The organism is Staphylococcus sp. 231237_7MaSpsaltlick, assembly GCF_043107035.1.
On the sequence record NZ_JBICNX010000026.1, the window covers coordinates 33005 to 47535 of the forward strand.

The following is a 14531-nucleotide window of genomic DNA, read 5'->3' on the forward strand; positions in this document are numbered from 1 at the left end:
TTTCTCACCTCATAAATATACACGTTGCAGAAAGGATTATTACTCTTTTTATATAAAAAATTAAAAAAACCTATCAAAGTAATACTTCGATAGGTTTATCTATTGATGCTTTCATTAAAGCTTGCTTTATTCTGATGTGCTTGGGAAATATCGACGAACTTGTGCTGCAACATTATGGCTCATAATAATTTTTGCATAGTCATTTAGATAAACTTCTGTCTTATCTGTTGGATATGCGAATTCAAGTAATTGACTATAACTATCATTAATTGTTTCTTGATCCACTGTTGCATCAAAATGAACAGCATAGTAATAAACATTGTTAAGACTATATAATAAATCTTCAAATTCGTCTGTCTTAGGATCATTATGGTAAGCAAATTCGATTACTTCTTCTAAATCATCAAACTTAACAATAACAGTGCGAACATCTTGTGGTTTGCGTTCTTTACGACCTTTAGGTTGCTCATTAGTCTTTTGTTGTTGTCTTTGATCGAATAGCTCTTCTAAGCTATCATCTTGTTCAAATGTTTGTGATAATAATTCATTAACTTGATAATCAAATTGTTCATTTTCATCATCGTCATCTGACATATTAACCAAGTCTTCATTCTTAGATTTAGAAATTGTAACTTCTACGCCCTTTTCAAACGCATGCACTTGAATCCAAAGTGGGCCTTCAACGACAAAATCTTCTTCTTCATTTATTTCTTCCATCATATTCCAAAAGAATTCTTCCCCACGCTTACGATTTGTCCATAAATCTTCACGCTTAAATCCTCTTGCCTCAATATCACTATATGTTATAAATAATTTAACAGTAGTATCGTCAACTCGCTCTATTCTCATATCATCTCACTCCTTACAGTCGATGAATAGTACTCATTATTGTATTAGAATATATAAAAAATTACAATTCTTTTGTTTGATTAAATTTCACCTTTTTCTATCCGGTTACTTATATTAACATATACCCTGACATAAGCCAAAAAAACAGCACGCTTTAAACTATAATTATAACGCATAAAACAATTGAAAATCAGATGAGTTGACCTAGTACGGTATTTATCTGTTATGGTACAAAAAAGAAACCATAAAGCAACACTATGCAATGCTACTTTATGGCTCAATCTTTGATTTGTTATGTGTTGATTAGTCAACCATACGTTGCGCTTCTTGTAATTGGAACGTACGCACTTTTCTAGGTAAAAAACGTCTAATTTCATCTTCGTTATATCCAACTTGTAAACGCTTGTCATCTAAAATGATTGGACGGCGTAATAAACCTGGATTGTCTTGTATAATAGAATATAAGTCTTGAAGTGGTAATGCATCAATATCTACATTTAATTTTTGATAAGTCTTAGAACGTGTAGAAATGATTTCGTCTGTTCCATCTTCAGTCATTTTTAAAATTTGTTTGATTTCGTCAATTGTTAAGTGTTCTGAAAAAATGTTACGCTCCGTATACGGAATGTCATGTTCTTGTAACCATGCTTTCGCTTTACGGCAAGATGTGCAACTTGGTGAAGTAAATAATGTTACCATACATCTCACTCTCCTATTTTTCATGAATAAAATTCATTTGATTTCATTATTTATATGATTAAGAAATACTAAGTATCTTCCTCTTCCTAACCTTACAATACACAGTATACCCTTCTAACATTAAAATTAAATGAGAATTTCTTAATTATTTAAAATTTTTTTCATAACTAAGCAATTCTTGTTCAATTTTTTGTTAAAAATATTGATATATGTTTAGTCTAACATAACTTACAAATGAAAGAAATACTGTTATACTATACGTAATATGCATAAAATAATAATTTAGAAAGTAGGCATCATAAAATGGAAACATTATTTTCAGGTATCCAGCCAAGCGGAATTCCAACACTTGGTAATTACATTGGTGCATTGAAACAATTTCGTGAAGTCCAAGACGATTACGATTGTTTCTTTTGCATCGTCGATCAACACGCAATCACTATGCCACAAGACCGCTTAAAATTGCGTAAACAAACACGACAACTTGCAGCAATATATTTAGCAGCAGGCATAGACCCAGATAAATCTACATTATTTATACAATCTGAGGTTCCTGCACACGTTCAAGCAAGTTGGATGTTAACGACGATATCTTCAATTGGCGAACTAGAACGCATGACACAGTTCAAAGATAAATCAGCGAAACAATCATCTGAAGGTGTTCCAGCAGGATTACTAACATATCCCCCTTTAATGGCAGCAGACATCGTGATTTACAATACAAATATCGTTCCGGTAGGAGATGATCAGAAACAACATTTAGAGTTAACTCGTAACTTAGTTGATCGTTTCAATTCACGTTATAATGATATTTTAGTGAAACCAGAAATAAGAATGCCAAAAGTTGGCGGACGTGTGATGAGTTTACAAGATCCTACTAAAAAAATGAGTAAAAGCGATGACAATCAAAAAAACTTTATATCATTATTAGATGAACCAAACGTGGCAGCTAAGAAAATAAAAAGTGCTGTAACTGATTCTGATGGCGTTATTAAATTCGATAGAGAAAATAAACCAGGTATCTCAAACTTATTATCTATTTATTCAAGCTTAACTGACGAATCAATAGATGCACTCGTTGAAAAATATAAAGATTCTAATTATGGTGTATTTAAAACAGACCTTGCTGAAATCGTTAAAACATTCTTAACAGACTTCCAAGAAAAATATGAAGGCTACTTCAATTCTTCAGAGTTAGATGATATTTTAGATAAAGGTCGCGACAAAGCTCAAAAAGTTTCATTTAAAACATTGAAAAAAATGGAAAAAGCTATGGGTCTTGGACGCAAAAGATAAATATTATTTATAAAAACTGTCAACAAACCGTGATGTTTGGTGACAGTTTTTTTCAGTTTCAAAAATGACCTAACCTTGAGTAAAGGTTAGGTCATTAAATTTATTTATCTTTCTTTTTTCCAGTTTCTCTATCGATGGATTTATCTATATAGGCATATTTTAAGTTGGTATCTCCACCGATTTTGTGATAAATAACACCTTTAACTTGAGGATTTGTTAAGTGTGCTTCCCCTTTTTGGAATACAGGAGCTATTGGTGCTTGTTTTAGCATATATTCCTCTGTTTCTTTAAGTGTTTGATCTCTTTTATCTTTTTGTTTTAACAGCGAACCATTTGTTTCTTTAATCGCATTATCATATTTCTTACTTCCCCAATCAGTATTGTTTTGTGAATTTCCTGTTGTCATGATATTAAGGAAAGTTAGAGGATCGGCATAGTCAGGACCCCAACCAGAAAGGGAACTTACATAATTACCCGATAATTCAGAACTAATTCTTTGTTTACCTGGCATTGATTTAATATTTACAGTTACCCCGGGTAAATTAGTTTGAATTTGATTTTTCAAATATTGTGCTCCCACTTTATCAGCCGGTGTTTCATTTGTATTTAATGTAAATGCTATTTTATCTTGACCTAAAGCTTTTTTAGCTTTATCTAAATGCTTCTTAGCCTCTTTTGGATTATATTTCAACGGCGAATGTACACCTTTAGTATAATCTTCACCATTAGGTGATAAGAAAGTATCTTTAGCGGTAAATTTATCCATTACCGTTGAGCCATTATTTAATACATCGTTAACATATTCTTTTTTATTAATTGCTTTCGCTACTGCTAATCTAAAATCTTGATTTTTAAAGGCAGGAACTGTTTTTTCGTTCATTTTAATAAAATAAGTAAATGCTAGTAGTCGTTTATTTAAAGCAGGACTATCTTTATATTTATCAACTTGTTCTGAAGTAATAATGGTATCATCTACAGACCCCGTATCATATAATGAAGCGCCTGATTGACTATCTTTTAGGATTTTAAAGTTTACTTTATCTAATTTAACGACTTTCTTATCCCAATATTTATTATTTTTAACTAGTTGAATTTTGTCTTCAGGTGACCAATTTGTCACTTTAAAAGGACCATTAAATACAGTTTTGTCTGGTGTAGTTCCATATCTTTCACCATATTTTTTTACAATTTTTGGATTTACTGGCATAAAAGTTCCGAATGCAAGTAATTCTTTAATATATGGAATTGGTTTAGTAAGTTCAATTTTTATTTTATGTTTATTAATTGCCTTAACACCTAATGTATCTGGTTTCTTTTTCCCCATATTGATATCTTCAGCATTTTTTATGTCATACATAATATAGGCATATTCAGAAGCTGTTTTTGGATTTAACACTCTTTTCCATGCATAAACAAAGTCATTTGCGGTAACAGGGTCTCCATTAGACCATTTTGCATTTTTTCTTATATTTATTTCTAGAGTTTTCCCACCATTACTTACTTTGGGTTTCCCATCTGCAAGTGCTGGTTTAGCTTGATCTTTACCATCTAATGTATAAAGCCCTTCATATACTTGGTTATACATATCAAATGTAATATTATCAGTTGCATGTGCTGAATCAAATGTGGTCATATCTTGAGGTAGGACTTTACGTAAAACCTGTCCATCGCCATTATATGTGCTGCCACTACTATTGCCACATGCAGATAAAATTAACGATGCAACAACTAACATGGCTATTACTTTAAAATATTTAAAATTCATATGTCATCCCCCCATCTCTAATATTTATTATTAAGAATTTACACTAAATTCTTCTTTAAATTTATTCTTTTGACTCTCAGTACACAAAACATAATGTTCTGGTTGAATTTCATAAAAACTTTGTTCTTCATTATTCTTTTCTTCTTTATAAAAAGTTCTTTTTCTTGATCTTTCACTTTCTGGATCTGGTTGTGGTACAGCTGAGAGCAAAGATTTTGTATAAGGATGTAATGGATTATTATAAATTTCATCGGCAGAACCTAACTCTACAATTTTCCCAAAATGCATAACCGCAATTCTATCCGAAATGTATTTCACCATGGATAAATCATGTGCAATAAATAGGAAAGTAATCCCTTTTTCTTTTTGTAATTTTAATAGTAAATTAACGACTTGTGCCTGAATCGATACATCTAATGCAGAAATCGGTTCATCGGCAATTATAAATTCTGGCTCTACGGCAAGGGCCCTAGCAATACCAATGCGTTGACGTTGGCCACCAGAGAATTCATGTGGGTATCTATTGGCGTGTTCTTTACTTAACCCTACAGTTTCTAATAAATCATATACACGTTTTTTACGATCTCTCGTACTCGTTGCGAGTTTATGTATATCTATGCCTTCTGCAACGATATCCATAACTTTTAGTCTAGGATTTAATGATGCATATGGATCTTGGAATATCATTTGCATTTTTTTATTAAATTTCAATGAATCTTTACGGTTTTTAATCTTTTGTATATCAATACCTTCATATAGGATTTCACCATCTGTAATATCATTTAATTTAATAATCGCTTTACCCGTAGTAGATTTTCCACACCCAGATTCACCAACTAAACCAAATGTTTCACCTTTATAAATATCAAAGGAAATATTTTCTATAGCTCTCACTTCATTATGCTTACCTTCGTTAAAATACTGTTTTAAGTTTTTAACTTGTAATAACACTTCATTATTTTGCTTCATTAAACGACACCCTTTCTACTTGTTGAGGTTTGTCGAAATTATTAGGCATACTACGCAAACGTTTTTGTACCATTTCTGGTGGCTCAACCTTTGGTGCACGCTCATCTAACAACCATGATTTCACGAAATGCGTCGGTGACACTTGATACCATGGCGGTGGTGATTTAAAGTCAATTTCCAGCGCATACGTACTACGTTCAGCAAAAGCATCACCAATTGGTGGGTGTAGTAAATCAGGTGGTGTACCAGGAATTGCCAATAACTCAGTATCTGTACCAGTTGTTAAATCTGGCATTGATGATAATAGTCCCCATGTATAAGGGTGCTTCGGATCATAGAATATTTCATCTACATCTCCTGTTTCAATCATTTGGCCACCATACATTACAGCAACTCTATCAGCAACATTTGCCACTACACCTAAATCATGTGTAATAAAGATGATTGATGTGCTAATTTTATCTTGTAATTTCTTCATTAAATCTAAAATTTGAGCTTGCATCGTAACATCTAATGCTGTTGTAGGTTCGTCAGCAATTAATACTTTGGGCTCACATGCTAACGCAGTTGCGATGACGATTCTTTGTCTTTGCCCACCTGAAAATTGATGTGGATATGCATTAAACCTTTTTTCGGCATTAGGTAAACCGACAAGATTTAGAATTTCTAATGCTCTTTCTTTAGCCTTAGACTTACTATAATTTTTATGTTTCATTAATGGTTCCATTACTTGTTTACCAATCTTCATTGTTGGATTGAGTGATGTCATGGGATCTTGGAATATCATTGAGATGTCTCTACCTCTTAATTTTATTAATTCCTTTTCTGACTTCTTAGACAAATCTTCTCCTAAGAAGATGATTTCACCTTGTTTAATTCTACCAGTGTCACCTTGGAATAACTTTGTTATCGCTTTAGTGGTAACGGATTTCCCAGATCCAGACTCACCTACAATCGCCAAAGTCTCTCCCTTATTCAAATAAAAATCTACACCTCTTACTGCTTGCACTTCCCCTGCGTCGATATCAAAGGAAACATGCAAATCGTTTACTTCTAATATTCTTTCTGACATAATGTTGCCCCCTTTTATTATCTACGCATTTTCGGATCAAATGCATCACGTAATCCATCACTAAATAAATAGAAGAATAATATTAATAAGCTTAATACTATCGCTGGAATAAATAATTCGTGTGGATGAATTAATAACATTGCTCTACCATCATTCACAAGTGAACCTAAAGATGTTTTAGGTGCTGGTACTCCTATACCGATAAAGCTTAAGAACGCTTCGAAGAATATTGCATTAGGTACAGTGAACATAGATGTAACTACGATAGGACCTAATGTATTAGGTAGAATATGTTTGAATATCAACTTAAATTTCGAAGCACCTAATGTTCTCGATGCCATTACAAATTCTTGGTTTTTCAATTTTAAAAATTCACCACGTACGACACGACTCATGCCTATCCAACCAGTAATCGCCATAGCTAGAATAATTGTCCAAATAGATGGTTCAAATATTAGTACAAATAAAATAACAACAATTAAGTTTGGAATAGAAGCTATAATTTCAATAATACGTTGCATGATATCATCTACTCTACCTCCGAAGAACCCAGATATCGCACCATATATTACCCCAATAAAGATATCTAGCAATGCTGCTACTACACCAATAAATAATGATACCTGAGCACCTTGCCAAGTTCTAGACCACAAGTCACGGCCTAATTGGTCTGTCCCAAACCAATAATTATCATCAGCGCCAGCTTCTTTATAAGCACTCTTGCCATCAACGCCCTCACCATCGAAAGGTAAGAATGGTATTTTATCAAGTACAGGTATTTTTGCAGGTAAATTACGTTCTTCAACATTTTGTTCAACATAGTCATGCGAGCTAAATAATGGTCCAATCAGTGCAAATAGAATAATAATAATCAAACCTATTAAACCAACAACTGCGAGTTTATTTCTTTTTAATTGCGCCCATGCATCTTGCCAAAAGTTTTTACTTTCACGTTGCATTTCTGGTTCTTTTTCTATATCTTGCTTTGCTGCAACAAAGTCAGAAGCTGCAATTGCATCCGATGTATGCGTCATTACTGCATTAGAATAATCACCATTTAGTTTTTCATCTCTTTTATCAGCCATTATTTTTTACCTCCTTGCAGCCTAATTCTTGGATCTATAATTCCATATAGTATGTCTACAATAAATATAGAAACAATAAAGAAGGTACTAAATAATAATGTTGTTGCCATGATTACTGAAAAATCATTCGTTTGTATAGATCTCACAAATTGGTCCCCGAGACCTGGTACTCCAAATATATTTTCAATTGTTAATGTTCCTGTTAAGATACTTGCTAGCATTGGCACTATAATTGTGATTACTGGTATTAATGCATTTCGTAATGCATGACCAAATAACACACGCATCGTTGAATTACCCTTCGCTCTAGCTAACAGAATGTAATCTGAACTTAACACTTCTATCATTTCCGCTCTTATGTATCTAGCCACTGTAGCTATTATTACTGCCGACAGTGAAAGTGAAGGAAGTACAGCTGTAGAAATCCCTTCCCAACCAGCTACTGGGAACCACTGTAATCTGACAGAAAATACATACTGTAATAATACAGCAAGTACAAAAGATGGCACTGACACTGCAATAACTGATATAAAAGTAGCTGTATAGTCAACCCATGTATTCTGTTTGGTTGCTGCAGCAACTCCTAAAATCAAACCTAATACTATCCCAATAACCATCGCTGTAAGTCCCATTTCTAGTGATGGTATCAACCTAGGGCTAATCAAATCCCATACTGGTTGATTATTATATTGGAACGAGTTCCCAAAATCACCTGTAACAACATTTTTCATATAATTTAAATATTGAACTGGTACTGGATCATTCAAACCATACTTTTCATTCAAAATATGCTTTTGTTCGTCATTTAATTTAGCATCATTAAATGGTGAACCTGGCATTAATTTCATTAGGAAAAATGTTATTGTCATTATTACAATCAAAGAAATAACCATGTATCCTAATCGTTTTAATACATATTTAAGCATAACTAATCCCCCTTTAGTAACAGAATAAACATTTCTTTCTAAATTTTCAGAAATATTTAATAACTATTATATATTCCCTTCATCTATTGCGCAATATTGTTTTGCTTTACATTAATAAAGAATTGTTAAACAAATCTATTTATAATCCCATTAATCCTTTGATATAAAAGGTTAATTAATTTTAAATATTCATTTTTTAGTTCTATTAAGTTACAATTAATTTAATAAATAATGGAGGCAATCAAATGAGACAAAAGCAAACTTTACTAATATGGTTACTATTAACACCTTTGATTTCACTCATTTTATGGCTTTTTGGTACACATCATTTTACTCATTTTGTTAATATACTTTTTTATATTGCTACTATATTAACCATTATTCTATTTGTGTTAATAGTTGTTCAGGAAGGTATATTAGACCCAACGAGTTATGGCTTTCGTAGATTAAAATATCAACTTTCAAATAAAAAGAAACGACAAGCATTAGATGAAGATGAATTCTTTAAACCAAAACAGGTAAAGAGAGAACAATATATCGTTGAAACGTGGGTTATTAGCGGTTTTATCATTAATTTAATCTATTTTATTCTCAGTATTATACTCGCATTTACAATATAAAAGAGGATGCATCCATTAACGGATACATCCTCTTTTATATTATTTATTAATCAGTAAACTTTTTGAATATTAACACTGCGTTATGACCACCAAAGCCTAAACTATTACTCATTGCATAAGTAATATCTAAATCGATTGCTTTGTTTGGTACAATATCAAGATCACATTCTGGATCTGGACTTTCAGCGTGAATTGTTGGTGCAACTTTACTATCTTTGATTGATAATGCAGAGAAGATTGCTTCTATACCACCAGTAGCACCAAGTAAGTGACCTGTCATAGATTTAGTTGAACTTAGTTTAAGTGATTGTGCTGCTTCACCGAATGTATTTTTAATCGCTTGAATTTCAGTCAAATCACCTACAGGCGTACTTGTACCATGTACGTTAATATATTGAATATCACTAGGTTCAATACCAGCATCATCCAATGCTGCTTGCATCGCACGTGCACCACCTTCTCCTTCTGGAGCTGGCGCAGTAATATGGTGTGCATCTCCTGTTGAACCATATCCAACAACTTCTGCATAAATTTCTGCACCACGTGCTTGTGCCGATTCTAATGATTCAAGTACGACAATACCAGCACCTTCACCCATAACAAATCCATCTCTACCAGTTTGGAATGGTCGACATGCAGTTTCTTTATCGTCGTTTGTAGACAATGCACGACTAGCACTAAATCCAGCAATGGCCATATGTGCAATTGGAGCTTCAGAACCACCTGTAATCATAGCGTCTGCATCACCACGTTGGATAATTTTAAATGCATCACCGATTGAGTTTGTACCTGTTGCACAAGCAGTAACTGTGGCACCGTTAGGACCTTTTGCACCTAAATCTATTGATACTTGGCCAGTTGCCATATCAGCAATTAACATAGGTACGAAAAATGGGCTAACACGTCTTGGTCCACGTTCTAATAATTGGGTATGTGCAATTTCAAATGTTTCCATGCCACCAATACCTGAACCAATCCACACACCAATGTTATTCGCATTGTCTTCGTTGATATCTAATTTAGCATCTTTGACTGCTTCACGAGCTGCTACAACTGCATATTGTGTGAATCTATCCATACGGCGCGCTTCTTTTTTATCAATATGGTCTTCTATATTAAAATCTTTTAATTCTCCAGCTAAATGAACATTGTAATCTTTAGTATCTATTCTAGTAATTGTATCAATACCATTTACTCCGTTTAACGCATTGTCCCAACTAGTTTTTGCATCGTTTCCTAGAGGTGATAATGCGCCAACTCCTGTAATCACTACACGTTGTTCTTTGCTCATATTTTATCCTCCTATTTTCCCCATCTTAGTGTGACAGCACCCCATGTTAGGCCACCACCAAATCCAACTAACACTAAGACATCATCGTCTTTAATCTTTCCATTTTCTAATTCTTGAGCAATACTCAAAGGAATTGAAGCAGCTGAAGTATTACCATACTTATCAACTGACACACTCATTTTTTCCTTTGGAATACCTAAGCGTTCTCGTGCAGATTCCATGATTCGAATATTTGCTTGATGTGGTACAAACATATCAACATCTTCTGGTTGAAGATTTGCTTTAGCAACTGCATTTGTAGAAGCTTCGCCCATAATTCTTACAGCAAATTTAAATACTTCACGACCATTCATAAAGATTTTGCCGTTTTCAGGATTTAAGTATAAATATTTTCCGCCAGAACCATCTGAACCAAGTTCATAGCTTAAAATACCTCGCCCTTCCGATACTTCTCCAATAATAGCAGCACCTGCGCCATCACCAAATAAAATAGCAGTCGAACGATCAGTTAAATCTGTAATTTTTGATAATTTGTCGACACCGACAACTAATACGTTTTTATAATCACCGGATTGTACAAATTGCTTTGCATTGATCATTGAATACATAAACCCACTACATGCTGCTAATTGATCCATTGATGCTACTTTTCCGGTACCTAATTTTTCTTGTAACATATTGGCAACGGTTGGAAATGGATAGTCTCCTGTCGATGTTGCCACTAAAATCATATCAATATCAGATGCTTCAATACCTGCATCCTCAATTGCTTTTAAACTTGCTTTATAAGCTAAATCCGATGCTTCTTCATCTTCACTAGCCCATCGTCTTTCTTTAATTCCTGTCATTTTTGAAATCCATTCATCGGATGTTTCTAAAAATGTTTCAAAATAGGCATTATCTACAACATTTTCTGGAGCGTATGCACCGAAACCTTTAATACCCACGTTCATAGTTGAACACCTTCTTAATTATAATTTTAATACCAGGTATTAATTTAACATAATACACATTTGAAATACAAGAACTATGACTAATATGTAGGTGAAATACCTATTTTATTATAAATTAAAGAAAATCTTTGTACAATGCAAATGAATATATTCTGCTGATAAATACTATACAAATAGCGCTTTCTTATTTATAATGTAACTATATATATTAAATTGGAGGCATTACATAATGAAATACCTCGCAGTGTTATTTTGGGCTGTTCTATTATTAGAGATGGTTAATTTTGTATTAAACAGTTTAGATGGTGGCGGTGCATTAAATTTAATTACACCAATCATTGCAGCAGTCGTATTTACAATTCTGATTGCATTATTTGATTTGGTTGTAAAACCTTCTACCAAACAATCTAAAGAATCATAAAGTATTTTGACAAGCCAGTACAAAGGCTTGTCTTTTTTTGTTAATGCATGATTAATTAAGCTAATCATATGCATCATATGTATCAATGAGTTGGATGTTAATGGGTGAATATTTTTTTGTAACTTTATATTTTGTATGATGCACAGTCTTTCTTAACAAGACATAACACCTACATTTATCATGTGTGGTCAATATCTGAAAATTTTATTTAATAACAATATAGGGTTTGAGACATTATTCTTTCAGACTAAAATAGCTGATTTGTGATTTTATTTAAATCTTCGTCTCTTAACCTGTTATTCATTTCTTGTTTAATCTCAGAGATAATTTCTGTTTCAATTAATTCATTATAAAGTGTCTAATTTTTTGTAGTGCTAACATATAAGAACTGCGTATCGTTTGCGAGACAACTGAGGGAGAAAGATGCGTGGCGCGATAAATGCTCGACCCAGCCCCTTTGGTAAGCAAGCAATAACAATACGCAATATTGATAAAAATAACAAGCCCATCAAAGATTTTTGATCTTTGATGGGCTTAATGCTAGGTATTTAGATCCCAGACTTTATTCCTAAGATTATTGTATTGGTTGTGGTTTGTGTTCTTCGAATGTTAAACCATCTTCAGATAAATCAATGCTGATTGTTGTACCTTCTGGGAAGTTTTCTCGTATCATTTTTCGTGCTAATGGTGTTTCAATTTGTCGTTGTACAAATCGTTTCAATGGTCTTGCACCGAATTGTGGTTCGTATGCTTCTTCGCCTAACCATTGTTTTGCTGCATCTGACACTTCTATTGAAATACGTTGTTCCATCAAACGAATGTTTAAGTGTGTTAAAATTTTGTCTACGATTAAACTCATATCATTAACTGTTAATGGTTTGAATAAAACAATATCATCCATACGATTAATGATTTCTGGTTTGAAATATTGATTTAAATTATTCATAACTGCTTTTTCAGTATTCTCTGTAATTACACCGGCATCTTTAACATTTTCAAGTAAGATCTGAGAACCAATGTTACTAGTCATGATAATAATTGTATTTTTAAAGTCTACTGCTCTACCTTTAGAATCAGTTAAACGTCCTTCTTCTAGTATTTGTAGCAACACATTAAATACATCAGAATGTGCTTTTTCGATTTCATCTAACAGAATAACTGAATATGGATTACGTCTAACCGCTTCTGTGAGTTGACCACCCTCATCATGACCAACATAACCTGGAGGCGCACCAATTAATCTTGAAACGGAGTGTTTCTCCATATATTCGCTCATATCAATTCGAATCATATGTTTTTCAGAGTCAAATAAAGTAGACGCTAACGATTTAGCAAGCTCTGTCTTACCTACACCAGTTGGACCTAAGAATAAGAAACTGCCTATTGGTCTGTTAGGATCTTTAATCCCTGCTCTTGCTCTTACTACAGCATCAGCTACTAAATCTACTGCTTTATCTTGGCCTACGACACGTTCATGTAGTATATCTGCAAGATTTAGTAATTTTTCTCTTTCAGTTTCTACTAATTTAGAAACAGGAATACCTGTCCATGAGCTAACGATATCACCTATTTCTTCATCTGTAACAATTTCTCTGATAATACGGTCGCTATCTCCATTTTGCTCATATTGGAATGCAGCTTCCATTTCTTGTAATTCTTTTTCAAGTTCTGGTATTTTACCATGTTGTAATTCTGCTGCTTTTTCTAAGTTATAGTTGTTCTCAGCATCTTCTAATGCTTTTCTACTTTCATCTAATTCAGTGCGTTTCTCTTGAAGCTTAGCAATTTTACCTTTTTCTTCTTCAACACGTGATTGAATTGCATTTTGCTTTTCTTTTTCATTAGATAATTCTTCTTGTAACTCTTGCAGACGTTGTTTACTTGCATTATCTGATTCATTCTTCAATGCAGACTCTTCAATTTCTAACTGCATTACTCTTCTATTAACTTGATCTAATTCAGTTGGATTTGAACCCATTTCTGTTCTAATCGTAGCACAAGCTTGGTCGACTAAATCTATTGCTTTATCAGGTAAGAATCGATCCGTAATATAGCGATTTGATAATTCTGCAGCTGCAACAAGTGCTCTATCTTGAATTCTAACACCATGATATACCTCATAGCGTTCTTTTAAACCACGTAAAATAGAAATTGTATCTTCTACATCAGGCTCTGATACATTTACTTTCTGGAAACGACGTTCTAATGCAGAATCTTTTTCAATATATTCTCTATATTCATTAAGTGTTGTTGCACCAATACAATGTAATTCACCGCGTGCTAACATGGGTTTCAACATGTTACCTGCATCCATTGCGCCCTCAGTTTTACCTGCGCCTACTAACATGTGGATTTCATCAATAAATAGGATGATTTTTCCATCTGACTCTTTAACTTCTTTCAATACGGCTTTTAAGCGTTCTTCAAACTCGCCACGGTATTTCGCACCTGCAACAAGTGCACTTAAATCAAGCTCGAATATTGTTTTGTCTAATAATGACTCTGGCACGTCCTTTTTCACAATTCTTTGTGCTAATCCTTCTACGATTGCTGTTTTACCTACACCCGGTTCACCAATTAGCACA

General features: G+C 33.3%; 13 protein-coding genes. 3 read left to right on the plus strand and 10 right to left on the minus strand.

Annotated elements, in window-relative coordinates; all coding sequences use genetic code 11:
• Positions 1–126: 126 nt before the first annotated feature.
• On the minus strand, positions 127–849 hold the full coding sequence (mecA, locus tag ACF91D_RS25945; RefSeq protein ID WP_107513062.1) for an adaptor protein MecA: 723 nt from the start codon (positions 847–849) through the stop codon (positions 127–129).
• A gap of 303 nt (positions 850–1152) precedes the next feature.
• Entirely contained in the window at positions 1153–1548 is a 396-nt protein-coding gene (gene spxA, locus ACF91D_RS25950; RefSeq protein ID WP_040030144.1) for a transcriptional regulator SpxA, read from the minus strand.
• 303 nt (positions 1549–1851) lie between these two features.
• Between spxA and trpS the strand changes: the two genes are divergently transcribed.
• On the plus strand, positions 1852–2844 hold the full coding sequence (gene trpS, locus ACF91D_RS25955; protein ID WP_107513061.1) for a tryptophan--tRNA ligase: 993 nt from the start codon (positions 1852–1854) through the stop codon (positions 2842–2844).
• A 100-nt stretch (positions 2845–2944) separates the two neighbouring features.
• On the opposite strand, the gene ACF91D_RS25960 is transcribed toward trpS, so the two are convergent.
• The 5 genes from ACF91D_RS25960 to opp3b are packed head-to-tail and all read right to left on the minus strand — an operon-like array spanning position 2945 to position 8661.
• Complete coding sequence (locus ACF91D_RS25960; RefSeq protein ID WP_392437966.1) at positions 2945–4609, minus strand: peptide ABC transporter substrate-binding protein; 1665 nt, start codon at positions 4607–4609, stop codon at positions 2945–2947.
• Positions 4610–4639: 30 nt separating this feature from the next.
• Entirely contained in the window at positions 4640–5578 is a 939-nt protein-coding gene (locus ACF91D_RS25965; protein WP_107527693.1) for an ABC transporter ATP-binding protein, read from the minus strand.
• Positions 5565–6650, minus strand: a complete 1086-nt coding sequence (locus tag ACF91D_RS25970) for an ABC transporter ATP-binding protein (protein WP_107527692.1) — start codon at positions 6648–6650, stop codon at positions 5565–5567. The genes ACF91D_RS25965 and ACF91D_RS25970 overlap by 14 nt, the downstream gene beginning before the upstream one ends.
• A gap of 17 nt (positions 6651–6667) precedes the next feature.
• Positions 6668–7735, minus strand: a complete 1068-nt coding sequence (opp3C, locus tag ACF91D_RS25975) for an oligopeptide ABC transporter permease (RefSeq protein WP_107527691.1) — start codon at positions 7733–7735, stop codon at positions 6668–6670.
• Positions 7735–8661, minus strand: a complete 927-nt coding sequence (gene opp3b / locus ACF91D_RS25980; RefSeq protein ID WP_107527690.1) for an oligopeptide ABC transporter permease — start codon at positions 8659–8661, stop codon at positions 7735–7737. The genes opp3C and opp3b overlap by 1 nt, the downstream gene beginning before the upstream one ends.
• Before the next feature lie 245 nt (positions 8662–8906).
• On the opposite strand from opp3b, the gene ACF91D_RS25985 reads away from it, so the two are divergent.
• Positions 8907–9281 (plus strand): DUF3899 domain-containing protein, encoded by a 375-nt coding sequence (locus tag ACF91D_RS25985; RefSeq protein WP_107527689.1) that lies wholly within the window; start codon positions 8907–8909, stop codon positions 9279–9281.
• A gap of 46 nt (positions 9282–9327) precedes the next feature.
• Here the strand turns inward: ACF91D_RS25985 and fabF are convergent, their stop codons facing one another.
• Both fabF and ACF91D_RS25995 read right to left on the minus strand, forming a co-directional pair.
• Positions 9328–10572 (minus strand): beta-ketoacyl-ACP synthase II, encoded by a 1245-nt coding sequence (fabF, locus tag ACF91D_RS25990; protein WP_107527688.1) that lies wholly within the window; start codon positions 10570–10572, stop codon positions 9328–9330.
• 11 nt (positions 10573–10583) lie between these two features.
• Positions 10584–11525 carry a beta-ketoacyl-ACP synthase III gene (locus ACF91D_RS25995; protein ID WP_107527687.1) on the minus strand — a complete coding sequence of 314 codons (942 nt, stop codon included), beginning with the start codon at positions 11523–11525 and terminating at the stop codon, positions 10584–10586.
• 229 nt (positions 11526–11754) lie between these two features.
• Between ACF91D_RS25995 and ACF91D_RS26000 the strand changes: the two genes are divergently transcribed.
• Complete coding sequence (locus ACF91D_RS26000) at positions 11755–11946, plus strand: YjzD family protein (protein WP_042739802.1); 192 nt, start codon at positions 11755–11757, stop codon at positions 11944–11946.
• A gap of 574 nt (positions 11947–12520) precedes the next feature.
• On the opposite strand, the gene ACF91D_RS26005 is transcribed toward ACF91D_RS26000, so the two are convergent.
• Positions 12521–14531: ATP-dependent Clp protease ATP-binding subunit (locus ACF91D_RS26005; protein ID WP_392437972.1), on the minus strand; the 2011-nt coding region annotated here is incomplete at its 5' end.